The organism is Klebsiella sp. P1927, assembly GCF_018204675.1.
GTDB lineage: Bacteria > Pseudomonadota > Gammaproteobacteria > Enterobacterales > Enterobacteriaceae > Klebsiella > Klebsiella pneumoniae.
Genome location: NZ_CP073377.1, coordinates 2866354 through 2884604, shown reverse-complemented (window position 1 = coordinate 2884604; position 18251 = coordinate 2866354). Strand labels below are relative to the sequence as shown.

The 18251-nt window shown below is 56.6% G+C and carries 19 protein-coding genes; 6 read left to right on the top strand and 13 right to left on the bottom strand.

Annotated elements, in window-relative coordinates; all coding sequences use genetic code 11:
- Positions 1-83 precede the first annotated feature (83 nt).
- The 3 genes from KB892_RS14690 to hxpB form a co-directional block, all read right to left on the bottom strand.
- Positions 84-674, bottom strand: coding sequence for a metal-dependent hydrolase (locus KB892_RS14690; protein ID WP_002901611.1), 591 nt, complete (start codon positions 672-674; stop codon positions 84-86).
- A gap of 91 nt (positions 675-765) precedes the next feature.
- Positions 766-1527 (bottom strand): 2-dehydro-3-deoxy-D-gluconate 5-dehydrogenase KduD, encoded by a 762-nt coding sequence (gene kduD / locus KB892_RS14685; protein WP_002901621.1) that lies wholly within the window; start codon positions 1525-1527, stop codon positions 766-768.
- A gap of 149 nt (positions 1528-1676) precedes the next feature.
- On the bottom strand, positions 1677-2345 hold the full coding sequence (hxpB, locus tag KB892_RS14680; protein WP_004140335.1) for a hexitol phosphatase HxpB: 669 nt from the start codon (positions 2343-2345) through the stop codon (positions 1677-1679).
- A gap of 188 nt (positions 2346-2533) precedes the next feature.
- Between hxpB and KB892_RS14675 the strand changes: the two genes are divergently transcribed.
- Positions 2534-3070: a YniB family protein gene (locus tag KB892_RS14675; protein WP_002901627.1), complete on the top strand. Its 537-nt coding sequence runs from the start codon at positions 2534-2536 to the stop codon at positions 3068-3070.
- 29 nt (positions 3071-3099) lie between these two features.
- On the opposite strand, the gene yciA is transcribed toward KB892_RS14675, so the two are convergent.
- The 5 genes from yciA to KB892_RS14650 form a co-directional block, all read right to left on the bottom strand.
- Entirely contained in the window at positions 3100-3498 is a 399-nt protein-coding gene (gene yciA, locus KB892_RS14670) for an acyl-CoA thioester hydrolase YciA (RefSeq protein WP_002901629.1), read from the bottom strand.
- A 99-nt stretch (positions 3499-3597) separates the two neighbouring features.
- Positions 3598-5781, bottom strand: coding sequence for a TonB-dependent siderophore receptor (locus tag KB892_RS14665; RefSeq protein ID WP_002901630.1), 2184 nt, complete (start codon positions 5779-5781; stop codon positions 3598-3600).
- 271 nt (positions 5782-6052) lie between these two features.
- Complete coding sequence (locus KB892_RS14660; RefSeq protein ID WP_062955098.1) at positions 6053-6592, bottom strand: septation protein A; 540 nt, start codon at positions 6590-6592, stop codon at positions 6053-6055.
- 54 nt (positions 6593-6646) lie between these two features.
- Entirely contained in the window at positions 6647-7390 is a 744-nt protein-coding gene (locus KB892_RS14655; RefSeq protein ID WP_002901632.1) for a YciC family protein, read from the bottom strand.
- Positions 7391-7415: 25 nt separating this feature from the next.
- The gene (locus KB892_RS14650; protein WP_002901633.1) at positions 7416-7829 is read right to left on the bottom strand and encodes a YkgJ family cysteine cluster protein; all 414 of its coding nucleotides are present in this window, start codon (positions 7827-7829) and stop codon (positions 7416-7418) included.
- A gap of 269 nt (positions 7830-8098) precedes the next feature.
- Here KB892_RS14650 and ompW point away from each other — a divergent pair, with 269 nt between their 5' ends.
- On the top strand, positions 8099-8737 hold the full coding sequence (gene ompW / locus KB892_RS14645) for an outer membrane protein OmpW (protein WP_002901634.1): 639 nt from the start codon (positions 8099-8101) through the stop codon (positions 8735-8737).
- Positions 8738-8821: 84 nt separating this feature from the next.
- Here ompW and ybiX read toward each other — a convergent pair whose 3' ends face one another.
- The 3 genes from ybiX to KB892_RS14630 all read right to left on the bottom strand — a co-directional run bounded on the left by ybiX (position 8822) and on the right by KB892_RS14630 (position 12850).
- Positions 8822-9499: a PKHD-type hydroxylase YbiX gene (ybiX, locus tag KB892_RS14640; protein WP_004151914.1), complete on the bottom strand. Its 678-nt coding sequence runs from the start codon at positions 9497-9499 to the stop codon at positions 8822-8824.
- Positions 9500-9547: 48 nt separating this feature from the next.
- The gene (locus KB892_RS14635; RefSeq protein ID WP_004151913.1) at positions 9548-11833 is read right to left on the bottom strand and encodes a catecholate siderophore receptor Fiu; all 2286 of its coding nucleotides are present in this window, start codon (positions 11831-11833) and stop codon (positions 9548-9550) included.
- Between the two features lie 309 nt (positions 11834-12142).
- Positions 12143-12850: an SDR family NAD(P)-dependent oxidoreductase gene (locus KB892_RS14630; RefSeq protein WP_004151912.1), complete on the bottom strand. Its 708-nt coding sequence runs from the start codon at positions 12848-12850 to the stop codon at positions 12143-12145.
- Between the two features lie 118 nt (positions 12851-12968).
- Between KB892_RS14630 and KB892_RS14625 the strand changes: the two genes are divergently transcribed.
- The gene (locus KB892_RS14625; protein WP_004151911.1) at positions 12969-13169 is read left to right on the top strand and encodes a hypothetical protein; all 201 of its coding nucleotides are present in this window, start codon (positions 12969-12971) and stop codon (positions 13167-13169) included.
- Positions 13170-13277: 108 nt separating this feature from the next.
- On the opposite strand, the gene KB892_RS14620 is transcribed toward KB892_RS14625, so the two are convergent.
- A complete protein-coding gene (locus KB892_RS14620) occupies positions 13278-14225 on the bottom strand; it encodes a quinone oxidoreductase family protein (RefSeq protein WP_211778015.1) in 948 nt (315 codons plus the stop codon).
- 74 nt (positions 14226-14299) lie between these two features.
- On the opposite strand from KB892_RS14620, the gene KB892_RS14615 reads away from it, so the two are divergent.
- Positions 14300-14758, top strand: coding sequence for a MarR family winged helix-turn-helix transcriptional regulator (locus KB892_RS14615; RefSeq protein ID WP_002901718.1), 459 nt, complete (start codon positions 14300-14302; stop codon positions 14756-14758).
- Between the two features lie 42 nt (positions 14759-14800).
- Here KB892_RS14615 and KB892_RS14610 read toward each other — a convergent pair whose 3' ends face one another.
- A complete protein-coding gene (locus tag KB892_RS14610) occupies positions 14801-15709 on the bottom strand; it encodes a LysR family transcriptional regulator (protein WP_002901720.1) in 909 nt (302 codons plus the stop codon).
- 128 nt (positions 15710-15837) lie between these two features.
- Here KB892_RS14610 and KB892_RS14605 point away from each other — a divergent pair, with 128 nt between their 5' ends.
- Both KB892_RS14605 and KB892_RS14600 read left to right on the top strand, forming a co-directional pair.
- Positions 15838-17148, top strand: coding sequence for an MFS transporter (locus KB892_RS14605; RefSeq protein WP_002901722.1), 1311 nt, complete (start codon positions 15838-15840; stop codon positions 17146-17148).
- A gap of 14 nt (positions 17149-17162) precedes the next feature.
- The gene (locus tag KB892_RS14600) at positions 17163-18251 is read left to right on the top strand and encodes a tartrate dehydrogenase (RefSeq protein WP_002901724.1); all 1089 of its coding nucleotides are present in this window, start codon (positions 17163-17165) and stop codon (positions 18249-18251) included.

Below are 18251 nucleotides of genomic sequence, written 5' to 3'. Positions count from 1 at the left end.
TGACGGCAAGGTTAGCAGAAGGCGTTATCAAGGACTTATATTCAAATGGAATGGGTTATAACCAAATGGCGTTTTCCGCCGCTTTATCGCCCACTCTGGTGACTTATAAAGCGATTGAAGGTGATCTGCAGGGAATTGATCACCCCGGATGACCAGCGTATCGCGCTGTTGTCCGCCAGCGTCTGCGGCATCCAGACGGCATAGACGAACAGCGCCATACACAAGGCGCGTTCGAGCTGATTGCCCTTGCGCGGCGCAAGGATCGGCAGCCGGAAGCGCCAGCGACAGGGCCACAGCAGCGGCACACCGGCGGGGGTGAGCATATCGGCGAGAATGTGGCTGAGATAGCCCAGCACCAGGCCCTGGAGAGCGTCTGCCGGGACAATCCAGCTGTCAGGCACTTTCAGATAGAACAGCGTCAGCGCGCCAAAGACGGCCAGCAGGCTGTGGGTGAAGCCGCGGTGGCCAAAGGCCCGCGCCACGGGCTTTGAGATCCAGCTCAGCCGTTGGCCAAGAAACGACTTTGGGTGATCGATGTCCGGCAGCAGGCAGGTCAATACCGCCGAGGGCACAATATGCCACCAGTCGCCCTGCGCCAGCACCGGCGTTAACTCTGCGTTTTTGGCAAATACTGCGCAGGCGATTGAAAAGAAGAGATGGCCTTCCGCCGTCATGATAACACACCCTAAACTGTCGATTCATACAGTATAGGGTTTTTATACAGTGTACGGAAGAGGTGACGGTGTAACTCTTTGTCACAAACTCTCAGCGCGCCAGCCATCCGCCATCGACGGCCAGCGTATAGCCGTTAATATAGTCGGCCGCTGATGAGGCGAGAAACACCACCGGCCCCTGCAGGTCTTTCGGCACTCCCCAGCGACCAGCGGGAATGCGCTCGAGGATCGCCTGGTTACGCTCTTCATCTTCGCGCAGCGCCTGGGTGTTGTTGGTGGCCATATACCCGGGCGCTATGGCGTTGACGTTGATACCCTGGCCAGCCCATTCGTTGGCCAGCAGACGGGTCAAACCCAGCACGCCGCTTTTCGAGGCGGTGTAGGAGGGGACGCGGATCCCGCCCTGAAACGACAGCATCGAGGCGATGTTAATGATTTTCCCGCCTTCCCCCTGGCGAATGAACTGCCTGGCGACCGCCTGGCTGAGAAAGAAAACCGCTTTGAGATTCAGGTCGATCACCGCGTCCCAGTCGCTTTCCGTGAAGGTCAGGGCATCATGGCGGCGTATAATTCCGGCGTTGTTGACCAGAATATCGACCCGGCCCATCGCTGCCACCGCCTGGTCGACCAGACCGCTCATATCATTCTCTTGGCTGAGATCCGCCTGAATGGCGTGAAAGCGGCGGCCCAGCGCCAGCACCTGGGCGGCCGTATCATGGGGAATTTTACGGTTGATGCCGACGATATCGCACCCGGCCTGCGCCAGGCCCAGCGTCATTCCCTGTCCCAGGCCGGTATCGCAACCGGTCACGATGGCGACCTTACCCGTCAGGTCGAAGGCGTTCAGTACCATATTCACCTCTGTCAGCTGATCTACTGGCGTACGATGACGCCACCTGTGACCAGCATAGAGGGAGGAAAACAAAATTACAATTAAAATGAAACAATGTTTTGATTTTGTTGCTGGCGGCGTGACAGCGATTGTTGCACCCGCCAGCGGTCTTAGCCGAGCAAGTTCTCAGCAGTGAGTGCCAGCAGTGACGGAAGCTTGACGTCCGCCAGCGCAAAGCGCGGGTCGCGGCTGTTCTCCGCTTCCGGCACCACGATAGACCGCATGCGCGCGGCTTTGCTGGCGATCATGCCGTTGACCGAATCCTCCAGCGCGACGCAGCGCTGCGGGTCGACTCCCAGGGCAGCGGCGCAGTTGAGGTAGACCTGCGGGTGCGGTTTGCTCCAGGGTAAATGCTCCGCGGAGGCGAGAGCATCAAACTGGTCGCGCAGTTCAAACATATCGAGCACTTTCTCCAGCATCATCAGCGGCGAGGCCGAGGCCAGGCCCACCTTTAAGCCCTGAGCTTTACACAGGGCCACTGCCTCGCGTACGCCCGGCAGCAGCGGGCGTGAGGCTTCCACCAGCTCAATGGCGCGACGAATAATGCGCGCGGTAGCTTCCGCCCGGTCTACGCCGTGCCACGGCTGCTGCGCGTACCACAGATCCACCACCAGGTCGATTCGCAGACCGAGCAGGTCGGGCAGTTCATCGCGGCGACGGGTATCCACTCCCAGGCTCTCCATGACCTCGACCTCCGCCTGATCCCAGAGCGGCTCCGAGTCAATCAGCAACCCGTCCATATCAAATATCGCGGCCTCAATGCGGCGCTTCGCTGACATATGTCCTTCTCCTGTTGCGTAATCAGATAAACGAATCGGCAATCATGGTATATCATACCGCGCATTATTGGGCGAAATTCGCCGTGGCAGATAGACTTATACCCGACATACTCGGGGGAGCGAGGGAAGCCAGCGCCACGCAACAGGCAGCAGGCGAACCACCAACGCGTCTTTAACAAGGGGAACTCATGACGTACCAACAAGCTGGACGCATAGCGGTTATCAAACGCATTTTAGGATGGGTTATCTTTATTCCCGCCGTGCTGTCGACGCTGATTTCTGTGCTCAAATTTATGTATGAGCACAGTGAAAAGAAACCCGGCATTGATGCGGTAATGATGGATTTTGCGCACGTGATGATTGAGATGATGCGCTTTAACACGCCGTTCCTGAACTTTTTCTGGTACAACTCGCCGCTGCCGGATTTTCACCATAGCCTGAACATCGGCTTCTGGATCATCTTCATTCTGGTGTTCGTCGGCATGGCCCTGCAGGCTTCCGGCGCGCGAATGGCGCGGCAGGCGAAATTTCTCCGCGAGGGGATTGAGGATCAGCTGATCCTCGAACAGGCCAAAGGCGCAGATGGGTTAACCCGCGAGCAGCTCGCTGAACGCATTGTGGTACCGCGCCATACGATCCTGGTGCAGTATTTCCCACTGTACGTGCTGCCGGTGATCGTGATTGTCATCGGTTACTTCTTCTTTTCGCTGCTGGGCTTTCTGTAAGTCAGGTGCCCGGCAAGCCGGGCACCTTCTTATTCCGCTGGCAGAGGACGTGGTTTTCCCTGATTATCAACGGCAACGTAGATAAACAGCGCTTCCGTCGCCTTGTAGCGCTGGCCAATCGGTTCTGAAGAAACTTTTTTCACCCACACTTCGATATTGATTGTCACCGAGGTGTTGCCGCGCTTCACGCAGCGGGCGTAGCAGCACACCACGTCGCCAACGGCGACCGGGCGTAAAAAGGTCATCCCATCCACCCGCACGGTCACCACGCGACCCTGGGCGATCTCTTTGGCCATAATGGCGCCGCCAATATCCATCTGCGACATCAGCCAGCCGCCAAAAATATCCCCGTTGGCATTGGTATCCGCCGGCATTGCCAGGGTGCGTAAAACCATTTCGCCCTTTGGGGCGAGATCTGTTGTTGTCATGCTCTACTCTGTTGTGGTCAAAGACGATCAGCGGGATGCTACTATGAAAATAGCGCAGTGAGAATAGGGGAATACGCCCGCTGGCGCGGGCGCGGTGGTTCAGAAGGAGAGGGTAACGCCGGCGTAATACGCGCGGCCAGGCTCATTGTAGGTCGAGGCGCCGGCATTTTCGCGATACAGTTGTTTATCAAATAGATTACTTATTCCGGCATTCAGGCGAATATCCCGGTTTAGCTGATACTGAGTACCAATACCCACGATGGAATAGGCGCCAACCTCGGTGGTGGCAAGGGTCCCGGTTTCGTTGCGGATCTCCGCATACTGACGCGGCTTCTGACGGCCATAAAGCGTCCAGTTCACATTCGCAGACAGGGCGTCGTTTACCTGCCAGTCGAGCATCGTGTTAACGGTATATTTCGGGATAACCGACAGCGGGTTGCCAGTCTCTTTACTTTCAGATTTGAGCATCCAGGTGGCATTGGTCCGCCAGCTGAGGACATCTCTCAGCACCGGGATCAGCAGATTTCCTTCCAGCCCCTCGACCACGGCTTTGCCGCCGTTCTGCCATTGCAAAATATTATTGCCGCTGGAGGTATAGCCCAGTACCTCTGTTCCGGAGACGATTTTGTTTTTGTAATCGTTGCGAAACCAGGTGACTCCGGCAGCGTAACCATTAAGGTTAAATTCGATACCGATCTCTTTGTTGATACTGATCTCCGGGTCGAGGTCAGGGTTACCCAGCAGGTAGCAGCTGCCTTCAGCGATCGTGTTTGGACAACCGTTGCCGCGGGTGGAGAGCAAATAGCCTTTACTGGATTGATAGAGGTTTGGCGCTTTAAACACGCGCGCGATACCGGCCTTCAGCGTGAACATATCGCCGAGCTCCTGAGACAGATTGAGGCTGGGGCTCCAGTTACTGCCAAACTGATTATGATAATCGAAGCGAATGCCGGGGATCAGGTTGGTGCCGGGCACGGCTTCGATATTATCTTCCAGATAGATACCGGTGAGGGTGGCGCTGTTTTTGGTACTGCGTTGCGTAGGGTCGCCCGAGGTCCCAGGGATAGTCTCGCCGTTGCTGTTAGTGGCCTGCATTGATGCCGGGTCGTCAAGCTGATCATGGTTCCATTCCATTCCCAGCGTCAGCGTCTGGTCCGCCAGCCAGAAGAAAGGCACATTTAATTCCGAGGTAGTACGCCAGGATTCCAGACGGCTGGTGGCATAATCTTCACTGTTGATCATGCCTTCGACGCGGCCGGTAGAGCCTTCCTGCAGGCGGGTATTGTTGGTTTTCTCGTAGTAAACACCGGCTTTGGACTGGCCCCAATCCCATAGACCGTTGTAGGTGAGTCCCCAGGACTGGCGATAGAGGCGATTAGTTTCGTGGCCGTACAGGGAGTCCACCAGCCCGCTCGGGCTAAGATTGCCGTTGCTGTACTGGGTATCACCAGCATAGATATTCCCCTGACGGCTATAGGCGTAGCTGAAATCGAGGATCTGTTGCGGGGTCATTTTCCATGACAGCAAGGTGTTAATATCTTTATTGCGGACCCCTTCGCGTCCCGCAGCGTAAGAGCCGTTTTGCGCATGGTTAATATCCCAGGCGTCGGGTTCCGTTTTATTGATATTGCCATACAGGCGCATCGTCAGCGCCTCGCCGGCCAGTGGGCCGCTGAGATTGAAGTTAGCGCGATTGGTCGTGCCTTCTTTGTTGTTTTCCGGCTGGTTGGTGAAGAAAGACAGCGAACCGTGCCAGGTGTTGGTCGGACGTTTGGTAATGATATTGACCACTCCGCCCGCCGCGCCGGAACCATAGCGCGCGGCTGCCGGACCGCGGAGAACTTCAATCCGTTCGACCATTTCGGCAGGTACCCAGTTGCTGTCGCCCCGGGTATCGCGTTCGCCGCGCCAGCTATAGCGAACCGCGTTACGTGACGTGACCGGTACCCCATCTATCAGGATCAGGGTGTTCTCCGGCCCCATGCCGCGGATATCAATCTGGCGGTTGTTGCCCCGACTGCCGCTGGCGCTGTTGCCGGTCAAGTTCACCCCGGGCATTTTACGGATGATGTCTGAGAGATCGTTGACCGGCGACTGCTTAGCAATATCCTCAGCCGTGATAATCGACACCCCGGGCTGTTGCTTAAGCGCCTCTTCCGCCGTACTGCGCACAATCATCGTTTCGGTATCTTGTTCTGATTCTTCAGCAAAGGCGTTAGGGGCGAGGAGACTGGATATGACCAGCGCCAGGGTCGTGGGCACAGAATATTGCGGCGATCTCATGTAAATATCCTTTTCAAAACAATGCAAAATGAGATCGAGAATATTAATGATAACAATTATCATTACAATGTAACGAGATGAATCTCCATAAAATCCTCACAATTACCGCAACTTTTTATGCAGTTGAGAGAAATCGTGAAGAGAGCCTGCACAGTGTGGCCGGGAAGCTGTCAGCGTATGCGCTGAGGTTGTGTGGTTGCAGGGAATGTTTGCCAGTGCAGTAAGCTTATAGGGGGCGAGCGCGGCGCGCGATGGCGCGCCGGCGGAGGGGTTAGTGGTAGTCGTCCTGCGGCATATGACGGTAGATGTAGATCCCGCTCAGCAAGGTAAAGACCAGCGTGAGGGCGGTTAAACCAAAGACCTTAAAGTTAACCCAGATATTCTGCGGCAGCCAGAAGGCGATATAGATATTGGCCAGCCCGCAGAGAATAAAGAACACCGCCCAGGCCAGGTTAAGTCGCGACCAGACCTGCTGCGGCAGGCTCAGCTCTTTACCCAGCATGCGCTGGATCAGCGGCTTTTTCATCACCCACTGGCTGAACAGCAGCGCGCCGGCGAACAGGGCATAGATCACCGTCACCTTCCATTTAATAAACTCATCATTATGGAAGAAGATGGTTAACCCGCCGAAGACGGCCACCAGCACGAAGGTGATCAGCGCCATTTTTTCCACTTTCCGGTAGCGCACCCAGCTGTAGATCAGCACGACGGCGGTCGCCACAATCAGCGCCGTGGTGGCGGCGTAGATATCGTAAAGCTTATAAAAGGCAAAGAAGACCACCAGCGGTAAAAAATCCAGAAACTGCTTCATACATCGATCCCGTCTTTCAGGACGGACCGGGGAAGGCCCCGGTCCTGGTTAAAATTAGCTGCGGATAAGCATATACACGCGAAATAAATAGATCAGCAACAGGGCGGAAATCAGGTTGCTGATGGTATTAATCACCACCGCGCCGACGTTTGGCGTCAGGGCGGCAAAGCTGGAAGCAAACAGTAACAGCAGGGTTTTCGCCACCAGCCAACCGATAATAGCCGGCGCCACCAGCCGCAGATTGGCCCACGCCAGGCGCATGCTGCTGCGCATGGCGCCGAGGATGCCCATTTTGTCCTGTACCAGCATGATCGGCGCAAAGGCCAGCACGATGGCCAGCAGCACGCCGGGCACCAGCACCAGCATCATCCCCATCTGCACCAGGAAGGTGGTGAACAGGATCAGCAGCAGCAGCTTGGGCAGCACCGGCGCCGAGGCGCCGATGGCGCGTAGGGCGCTAACGCGATGACCGGCGGAGACCAGCTGGATCAGCAGCAGGACGCCGCCGACGAGGATCGCATTACCTACCAGACCCGAGAAGGTTGATGCCGCCGAGGCGCGCAGCAGAACCTGCTGCTGCTCCGGCGTCATGTTCTGCACCAGCTCGAACAGCCCGGCGCTACCGGCGAGGTTATCGCCTTCGCTGAGTATCGACAGCTGCTCGTCGCTGGGTGAAAAGGCATGGCCAAGTACTACCGTAATAAACGCGCACAACAGCGCAATCAGTAAAATAGTAATGAACTGATTACGAAAAAAATTCCCGGTGTCACGGTAGACGGACTTCGCCGTGATAGACATGCATTCTCCTTGAGTGTCGCAGGTGTTAACTAGCCGGCGATTGTACCGCAAATCGTTCCGTCGTAGCACTCTCTGCGCCGGTCAGGGCAGGTATATCTTTGTAAAGAGGCCGCAATGGTGGCAGGCCGTAGCGCGCCCGCGCCCGGTTGCAGGCATCGTTTTCCTCGCCATTTTCCCCGGACATGGCGAATTCGCGACACGGCGAAGGCCGGTTTTCATAAATAGTGCAGTGAACGGCGTCGCCGATATCGCCAGACAGGGCCGCGCAGCGGCTCTGGCGCTGATTGGTGCCGCTCATGCAGCGCAGGAAAGGGGTCAGCGGTTCGGTCAGCGCGGAGGGCACCAGGCCGCCTGCATCGTCGGCTTCCGCCCAGTAGAAAGAGACTCGAAAATACGCACAACAGGCACCGCACGTCATGCACGGGTTGATTTCACTCATAATTACACCTGAAAAAAACGCATCAACACAGATTGTCGGCAGTTAACTTATCCAGCCGCCTCAGCGACGGCAAGAGGGGCAGAAATAAATTTTTGCGCGAAAAGTGAAAATTGATGTGCGAACAATTCAAGGCATTGCGATCGGTAGCAAAAATTAATCTGGATCAATAAATGTTAAATCTGAGGACTTAGTGTGATCTAAAACAGATCAAACGTAACTCGTTATAGGTATATTTGGCCGCGCTGAAAAACCATAATGAGGAAGTGGATATGAAGAAGTTAGCAGCGGCGGCATTGATTCTTGGCACGCTTTCTACCGGCAGCGTCTGGGCGCATGAGGCGGGGGAGTTTTTCATTCGTGCCGGGACCGCCACCGTCCGACCGACGGAGGGCTCTGACAATGTGTTAGGCAGCCTTGGCAGTTTCAACGTCAGTAACAATACCCAGCTGGGTTTAACCTTTACCTATATGGCGACCGATAACATTGGCGTGGAGTTGCTTGCCGCGACGCCGTTCCGCCATAAGGTCGGCACCGGGCCAACCGGGACTATCGCCACCGTCCATCAGCTGCCGCCCACCCTGATGGCGCAGTGGTACTTTGGCGATGCGCAAAGCAAGGTGCGCCCGTACGTGGGGGCCGGTATCAACTACACCACCTTCTTTAATGAAGACTTTAACGACACCGGCAAGGCGGCCGGGCTTTCCGATCTGAGCCTGAAGGACTCCTGGGGCGCGGCGGGGCAGGTCGGCCTCGATTATCTGATTAACCGCGACTGGCTGCTGAATATGTCGGTGTGGTACATGGATATCGATACCGATGTGAAATTCAAAGCCGGCGGTGTGGACCAGAAAGTCAGCACCCGTCTGGATCCGTGGGTGTTTATGTTCTCCGCAGGCTATCGGTTCTAAATTCTTCTGTAAACTGGCCAACGGATGGCCAGTTCATTGTCTCGTCACACCTGTCTGCCGCAAGCCTCTGTCATCAACAGCGGATCACACTTCCGTCCACTGGCGCAGCAGGTTGTGATACATGTTGAGCAGGGAGAGGACCTCTTCTCCGTCGCCAAAGCGGGCCTTCAGAGACTGGATGGTGCGGTCCAGGTCGTAAAGCATCGCACGCTGCTTATCGTCGCGGACCATCGACTGGATCCACAGGAAAGAGGCCTGGCGGACGCCGCGGGTGACCGGGGTGACGCAGTGCAGGCTGCTGGCGGGATAGAGCACCAGATGCCCGGCCGGGAGCTTCACCCGATGTTGGCCATAGGTGTCTTCAATCACCAGTTCGCCACCCTCATAGCTCTCCGGATCGCAAAGGAACAGCGTCGCTGACAGATCAGTGCGCATCCAGCCAGCCTCGCCGTTCTGGCGAACGGCGCCATCGACGTGAAAACCATAGGTCTCCCCTGGCCCATAGCGGTTAAACAACGGCGCGGAAATCGTCCGCGGCAGCGCGGCGGAAAAAAACTGCGGATGGCCGCGCAGCATATCGAGCACAGTGGCCTGCAGGCGGGCATACAGCGGCGTTCGGGTATCGATCTGCTGGTTCTGTTTGACGGCCGCCCCCTGGCTACCCACCGTAACCCGCCCGTCGACCCACTCGGCCTGCGCCAGCTGCCGGGTAAATTCCGCCACCTGGTCTGTCGATAGCACGTCAGGAATGTGATACATCATCGCGGTGTTCTCTCTAAAAGGTGGGGCGCAACGGCCCCACGCGCAGACTCAGAAATGGACGTTCGCCGTCAGCATAAAGGTCCGGGGTTCGCCCGGATGATAGCGATAGCCGCTCTTGTTGATGGAGGCCACGTAATCGGTATCAAACAGGTTATACATATTGAGCTGCAGATCGAGGTTTCTGTTGACCCGATAGCCCAGTTTGGCGTCGGCAACCCAGTAGCCCTCGGTGTGATCCGGGGTACCGACCGCACCATCGCTGCCCCGGCGCAGGCTTCCGACATAGCGCACACCGCCGCCGACGGACAGATCGCTGGTGGCCTGATACTGCGTCCACAGCGTAAAGGCATGTTTCGGGGTGTAGGCCAGGGCGGAAGATCCATCCTGTGCAACGTTCTGTCCCTCCGTCACTGTCGCATGCTGCTGAGTGTAGCCGGCGATAATCGTCCAGTCCGGGGTCAGGTTTCCGGTCGCGGAGAGTTCATACCCCTCCACGCGCTTTTTGCCGTACTGCGACCAGGTTCCGTCATCGTTGGCGGCCACTTCGTTTTCAATATCGGTGCGGAATAATGCCGCGCTGAGCAGCAGACGGTTGTCGAAGATTTGCCACTTGGTGCCCAGCTCGCTGGATTTTGCCTTCTGCGGCTTAAAGTCGGTTCGGTTAGCGCTGTTGCCGCTGCCGCTGGCGGCCAGGGCGAAGCTGCTGCCTCCCGGCGGCTGCTGTGAGATGGCGTAGTTGACGTAGACATTGCCCTGCTCGGTTAAGCGGTACAGCGCCCCGGCTTTCCAGTTAACCAGATTGCCGGATTTAGCGGTATCGACAGTGGTGACCGGGCTGCCGGTCGACTGTCCGGGCGGGCAGGCGATAGCCCCGCGTCCGCTGCCGCCGCAGGCGGTGGCGCTGTCATATTTGGTATGGTAATTGTCGAGACGCAGCCCGCCGTTGATCTCAATCCGCTCGGTCAGCGTCAGCGTATCAAAGGCATAAATCCCGAAGGTATCGGTCTGGCCGTTGGCGTTCGCCCCGTTTCTGTCCAGCCCGCCAATCGACAGGTTGCTCACCGGATGGTAGAGATTCACCGCCGGCGCGGTCCTGGCGTTAACGCCATAGTTGGTCTGGTTTTCCCGGGTAAACTCCACGCCGGCGCTGACGTCATGGCCTATCGAGCCAGTATCGAAGGTCGAGGTGATATTGGTCTGGTTGGTCAGAATGCGGTTGCTGACATCTTTGGTATTAACCAGACGCGACCAGCTCCAGGTGTTGACGTCATTGATATCGGGGGCGGTGATATTGTTCGCGCCGCCCATCACCGCGGTCAAAAGATACTCCTGTTTCACTCGCGACCAGCGGGTGGTATTGCGCACGGTGGTATTCTCCGTCAGATCGTGTTCGAAGCGCAGGGTACCGCTGTCGGTAGTAGATTTATCGTAATCGGAGTCGGTGCCATAGAAATTGCTGGTATCGACCTTCCCGGTGGAGTTGAGTGCGGCATACTTCGGCGAAGGCGCCGAATAGCCCGGCAGGCCGACGGTAGGGATCCCGCCATCCGGGGTGTTGTTCTGCCGGACGTGCAGATAGTTCAGATACAGACGAGTTGGGGTATCAAGGCCGAAGGCTAGCGACGGTGCGATGCCATAGCGTTCGTTTTCAATGCGGTCCCGACCAGCGTCATGGGTTTTTTCCCCCATCAGGTTCAGACGGAACGCAGCGTTGTCGCTAAACGCCTGGTTCAGGTCGAGAGTGCCCCGGCGCGACCAGGCGCTGCCGATGCTGGCCGAGCCGTCGATCCCGGAGTCAAGGCGCGGCTGCTTGCTGATCATATTGATCGAGCCGGAGGGCGCGCTGCGGCCATAGTCCGTGCCGGCGGGCCCTTTGATGACTTCCACCTGCTGGGTATTGAAGGTATCGCGCGTCACGCTGCCGATGTCGCGAATGCCGTCCACATAGATGCTGTTAGAGGTATCCACGCCGCGCATAAAGATGGCATCCCCGGTGGTTGAGCTGCCATTCTCCCCGGCATAAAACGCCCCGACGCCGGGAACGTTTTTGAGGGCGTCAGTCAGGTTGGTGACGCCCTGATCTTTAATCACCTGTTCCGGGATCACGGTGATGGTGCGGGTGGTATCGACCAGCGGTTTATTGAACTTGGGATCGGCGGAAGCGCCGGGGGAGTAGAGTGAAGGCGGAGCGGCTTCCACTACCAGCGTCTCTTCACTATTTTTGACCGAATTTTCCGCTGTGATGCCTGCTGCCGGCGAGGCTCCCAGACACAGACCTGTAAACAATGCCAATGAGTTGAAACTGCCGAAAGGCAGAGAAGCGTTTTTTTCCATGATAAATGCAGGCTTATTTTTTGTTATGAGCACATATCACACCGCGCAAAAGCGACGTTATTCGTCGTCTGGCTTGCGCTGACCCGGTGTGATTCTATAAATGATAAAAAGAATAGTTATCATTTGCCTTAATATTTACATAGAAAAGTTAACCTTAAAACAACTTTCTTCACTTCGATTTACATAATTCACATTTTTTGAACGATAAAGCGGGAATATAGGGAAAGTGCTGCAGAATAAGGTCGGTAGCAAGCCGCGCCGGGCGGGGTTAACTTCCGGGCGGCCATATGATGGTTGTTCCGGCACGGATCACCAGGGCACGGTACGGCCCTGGTAATCCAGATACTCCAGTCCCGGACGTTGCCGTTTGTCGAGCAGGACGTTCACCAGGCGTGGGATCGTCTCTTCGATGGTCAGCGGGGCATCTGCCCCGCCGAGCTCGGTGCGGATCCATCCCGGGGCCATCACCACCAGCGGATGGGAGGCCGAGGAGGGGCGAGCGGCGAAGCTGCGCATGAACATATTCAGCGCAGCTTTACTCCCGCGGTAGAGTTCCCGCTGGCCGGTAAGGTTATTGGTCACGCTCCCCTGGCCGGAGGACATCACGCCGAGCAGCCCCTGCGGTTTAACGGCCTGCTGCAGGCGCTCGATAACCCGCATCGGCGCCAGGGCATTGGTGAGCATCACCTGGTAAAACTCCTCGGTGGAGACGTCGCCAATGGTCTGCGATGGGTCACGATTGGTGGTGCCAGCATTGACAAACAGCATATCGAGGCTTGCCGGGGGAAGCGTCGCCTGCAGCGCGGCCAGCTGGGCTTCATCGCGAATGTCGAGCGTCGCCAGGCGTAGCCGCAGGGGATGCGTCTTGGCCAGGTCGTGGAGCGGCGTGTGGGATGATAAATCGCGCACGGTGCCGATGACCTCCCAGCCGTGCTGGAGGAACGTCGCCGCCATAGCATGGCCAAGGCCGCGCGAGGCGCCGACGATGAGGATAGTGTTGTGCTGATCGGATTTCATGATGTCTCTCGCTGCAGAAAGGAGGTCTTCACTATAATCAGGCCCGAGATCGGGCGGAAGACGCCGCCAGTGCACTCATATCTTGCAGCAAACGCCCTGTCTGGCGACTGGAGCGATAATGAACGATCCCGATTTTAATTTGCTGGCGGCTCTCGATCCGCTGCCGGTCAGTACCGAGGTGATTACGGTTTCGCAGGCGTGGCATCCGCGTCTGGAGCAGGCCCCGGCCACCGCTGGCTGCGGCAGCGGGTGCGTGAGGTGTGTCGCGAGTAAAAAAAAGCCCGCACAAGTGCGGGCAAAAATACTGGAAGCAATGTGAGCAATGTCGTACTGAATACCTGAGTGATTTACTCAACTATTCAGTGATGAGAAAGATAATATTTCTCATTTAAGATATCAACCCCATCTTTTGTGCGGAAGCGATTTTTTATCCGAGGGTGAAAACCGTGCGCTTCTGGCTGTCGTCCTGCGGCCAGGCCGCCGCGATCTCCTGCAGTGGCCGCGGGGTGGTGGCGATGGTCAATTTCCCCGGCACCGCCGCCTGCAGCATTTCACCGGTCGCCGCCAGCAGCTGCGATACCGACAGGCTACCGATCCCGCTGCCCATCAGCAGGAGCGGGGCGGAACGCAGCACTGCGCCATTTAACGCGATATCGGCGCCAGCCAGGGAACCCACCTGCACATAGCGCACCGGACTGCCGGCAGGGGTATATTTCGCCAGTGCCGGCAATAATAATTCCGCGCTGTGTCCCCACAGGTAATCGATGACCACATCGATCTGCGCGGCGCTGACCGCTGAAAATTGCCCGCTCAAGTTTTTATCATCAGCGGTTAACTGAATACACTCATCGGCGTCCAGCGCCGCCAGCGACTGCGCATTGCGCCCGGTTGCAATGATTTTTTTCGCCCCCAGATAGCGGGCAATCTGCACCGCCAACTGACCGGCGCTGCCGGTGGCGCCGTTAATCAGCACCGTTTCGCCGGCCTGAAGCTGGGCGCGTGTCACCAGCGATGCCCACGCGGACATACCGGGGTTGGCCATCGCCGCCGCCTGGATATCATCGAGCGCATCCGGCAGCGGCAGACAATTCTGCAGGGCGACCGGCGCCCGCTGCGCCATACTGCCGAAGGGGGCGGTGGGGAAGGCGAAGTAGACGCGCTGGCCCTGAGGTGTGGTGCCGACGCCATCGATACCGGGCACAAAGGGCAGATTGCCGTCGAAGCTGTAATGGCGTCCGGATGCCCGGGCCTTAACCACATGGCTTATCGCGGCGGCGCGGACGTCAATGAGCGTCTGGCCGGGCGCGGGCTGCGGGTCGATAAAATCGGCCCAAACCGGGCCTTCTGCGAGATTAAAAACCACGGCTGCTTTCATAAATTATCTCCTGTCGGGAATTATGTGTAAAATACACATATTGTTTTGCAGCACTATACGCGGAAAATTAATATATGCAAGATGCACATAATGACTACGACATTACCGACTTTCACGGCGCGCTGCTGGATATCATCAGCGTAATGAACCAGCCGCTGCGCGATGAGCAGATCCTGCAGGCAGCCGGCATCCAGCTGGAACAGATGCTGTTTCCGCTGCTTGTGGCAGTAGGGCGCCATGGCCCGGTGGGGGTGGTTGAGCTGGCGGATCATTTAGGGCGCGATTACACCACCGTCAGCCGCCAGGTGAAAAAACTGGAAGCCCAGGGACTCGCCTGTAAGCAACCGAACCGTCATGATCGACGGATCAGCGAAGTGACGCTTAGCGCCAGCGGACAACAGATGATCGACAGTATTGCGGTAGCGCGGCGGCGGTTAATGAATCAGGTGCTGGCGCAGTGGCCGGAAGATGAAGTGCAGGCGCTGTTTCGCTTAACGCGCAAATACGCCGACAGTTTGCAGCAACCAGGCTAAATTCTCGTGTGTTGCCGCCTGGCGCAACAATCAGCTTTTGCGTCACAACTCACGGGTCAGTTCGTCGATGTTGTCGGAAAGTATCTCCAGCAGGGATCTCACATAGAGAGTGTTGTTTCCCTGATGCCACATCGCGCTGAGGGGGAGCCCTTCGACATGCTTTTTCGGCGTGAGCGCAAGGTATTTCACGCCGTCGGCATTCATGTCTTTATAGGACGCTGGCACCAGAGCAATGCCGAGTCCTGCGGCAACAAAACTCAGGATAGTCTGCTTCTCTTCAGCATACTGCGCGATGACAGGCATGCTGCCCCCCTCTTTGAAAATATTCATTGTCAGGTCATGGCTGTGACGCCGGGTGCGTCTTTCCGGCAAGATAACAGGCTCGTGCCGAAAGTCATCGATACTGACTTCATCATAACTGACCAGCCGGTGATGAGCGGGCACGGCGAGCACGCAAGTTTCATTGGCAATAAATCGCGTTGTCAGCATGGCATCAATGTGTTCCGGCGGGCGCACAAAAACCACATCCAGCCACCCTGAAATGAGTCGGGGGATAAGTTTGTGAGATTTATCTTCTGTAAGATGAATATCTGCTTCAGGAAAACGCCTGACGAAAAGATTAAGCAATTCAGGAAGTAATCCTTTGGCTGCGCTGTCGATAGCCCCGATCCGCAACGTTCTTTTCTGCAACAGGCTATTTTTCCGGAATCGCTGCCGTAGCGCATCGAAATCAGCAATGACCGTTTTGGCCTCATTTAAAAAGGCGGCGCCTTCAGGTGTTAGCGACACGTTGCGGGTCGATCGATTCAGTAGCCTGATCCCCAAATCATCTTCCAGTAGCTTAATAAAGCGACTCAGTGACGCAGGCATCATTTCGAGTTTACGGGCAGCCCGGCCAAAGTGAAGCTCATCACCTAACACCACAAAGCAACGTAGCTGATTTATATCCATTTTTTCACCAAAACCTGATTATACAAATTATTTATATAAAGCCGAGCCGATGATAAAGCGGTTCAAAACTTCATACTGGGATTATTACAAAACGATAACAACCCTACATCACTATGGAGCATCCCGTCATGAAAAACGACCTCGAAAAGAAGGTGATGCGTAAGGTTACCCTGCGCATTATTCCTTTCATCATGCTGCTGTACTTCATTGCCTTCCTTGACCGCGTCAACATTGGCTTTGCCGCCCTGACCATGAATCAGGATCTGGGATTTTCACCCACCGTTTTTGGTCTGGGCGCTGGAATTTTCTTCCTGGGTTATTTTCTGTTTGAGGTACCGTCAAACTTAATTCTTCATAAAGTGGGCGCCCGCATCTGGATCGCCCGCGTCATGATTACCTGGGGATTCGTCTCTGGCTGCATGGCTTTTGTGCAGGGCACGACGAGCTTCTACATTCTGCGTTTTCTGCTCGGCGTGGCGGAAGCCGGTTTCTTCCCGGGGATCATTCTCTATCTCAGCTACTGGTTTCCTGCCGCCAGGCGTGCGCAGGTCACTGCCATCTTTATGGCCGCAGCTCCCCTGTCGACAGCACTGGGATCGCCGGTTTCGGCCGCACTGCTGGAGATGCATGGCTTCCTTGGCTACGCCGGCTGGCAGTGGATGTTTGTACTGGAAGCTTTGCCGGCGCTGGTGCTCGGTGTTGTGGTTCTGTTCTTCCTGACGGATCGTCCGGCCAAGGCCAAATGGCTGACTGATCAAGAGCGTGCCTGGCTGGAAAACGCCATGCAAGACGAGGAGCGGGCACGGGCGGCAAAACAGAGCCATTCCAGCGCATGGCGAGGGCTAGCGGATATACGCGTCCTGGCGCTGGCGCTGGTCTATTTCGGTACCTCAGCCGGGCTGTATACGCTTGGCATCTGGTCCCCGCAAATCATTCGCAGTTTCGGTGCTTCCTCGCTGGAGATTGGTTTCCTGAACGCCTTTCCGGCGGTGATCGGCGTCATCGCCATGATCCTCTGGGCGCGTCATTCCGATCGAACCAAAGAGCGCAGCTGGCACGTCATTGGCGCCTGCCTGCTGGCGGCTGCCGGGCTGATATACGCCGGTAATGTCAGCACATTGTTTACCGTAATGGTCGCCTTAACGCTGGTCACCGTGGGGATTAGCGCATCAAAACCCCCTTTGTGGAGCATGCCAACCCTGTTCCTCAGCGGACCGGCTGCGGCCGCTGGCATTGCGGCTATCAACTCCATCGGCAACCTCGGCGGTTTCGTTGGCCCGATGATGATTGGCGTGATCCGCGAGCAAACCGGTAGTTACAGCTGGGGCCTGTACTTTGTCGCCGGATTGCTGGCGCTCTCGGCCCTCGTGGTCATGATTCTTTCTGCCAGAGCGAACAAATCGCCGACGGCAGAGCTTCCACATCCTCATACTCATTAACTGGAGAAGTAACGATGCGTCACTACAAAATTGCTGCCATCCCTGCGGACGGTATCGGACCGGAAGTCATTTCGGCAGGTATTGAAGTCTTGCACGCGCTGACGCGCCACGATCCGCAACTGAAATTTGATATAGAGACCTTTGACTGGGGGTCAGACTATTACAAAAAACATGGCGTGATGATGCCGGAAGAAGGGCTGAACATGCTGAAAGCATTTGATGCCATTTACTTCGGCGCGGTGGGGGCCCCGGATGTCCCTGACCACATCACACTCTGGGGCCTGCGGCTGCCTATTTGCCAGGGCTTTGACCAGTACGCCAATGTGCGACCCACCAAAATTCTGCCGGGCGTCACTTCACCGCTGCGCAACCGCGGGCCTGGCGATCTTGACTGGGTCATCGTGCGCGAAAACTCCGAAGGTGAATATTCTGGTAACGGCGGCCGTACCCACCGTGGTTTACCTGAAGAAGTCGGTACCGAAGTGGCAATCTTTACCCGTGTTGGGGTGACACGCATTATGCGCTATGCCTTCAGACTGGCACAGTCTCGTCCACGTAAACTGCTGACCGTGGTGACCAAATCCAACGCCCAGCGCCATGGTATGGTGATGTGGGATGAGATTGCCGCTGAAGTGGCGCAGGAATTCCCGGATGTGCAGTGGGACAAAATGTTGGTCGATGCCATGACGCACCGTATGACGTTGCATCCCCAGACCCTGGATACCATCGTTGCCACCAATCTGCACGCCGATATCCTTTCCGATCTGGCTGGCGCGCTGGCGGGTAGTCTGGGCGTAGCGCCGACCGCGAATATTGATCCTGAACGCCGTTTCCCTTCCATGTTCGAACCGATCCATGGTTCCGCATTCGATATCACCGGCAAAGGGATTGCGAACCCCATTGCCACTTTCTGGACCGCGGTACAGATGCTTGAACATCTGGGCGAACGCCATGCCGCTGCGCTGATTATGGAAAGCATTGAGTATGTGTGTGAAAAAGGCATTCTGACGCCAGATGTCGGTGGCTCAGCCAATACCGCGGAGGTGACACGCGCCGTGGTGCACTACATTGACGCTAAAGCTGACATTGCCGAGACCGCATAA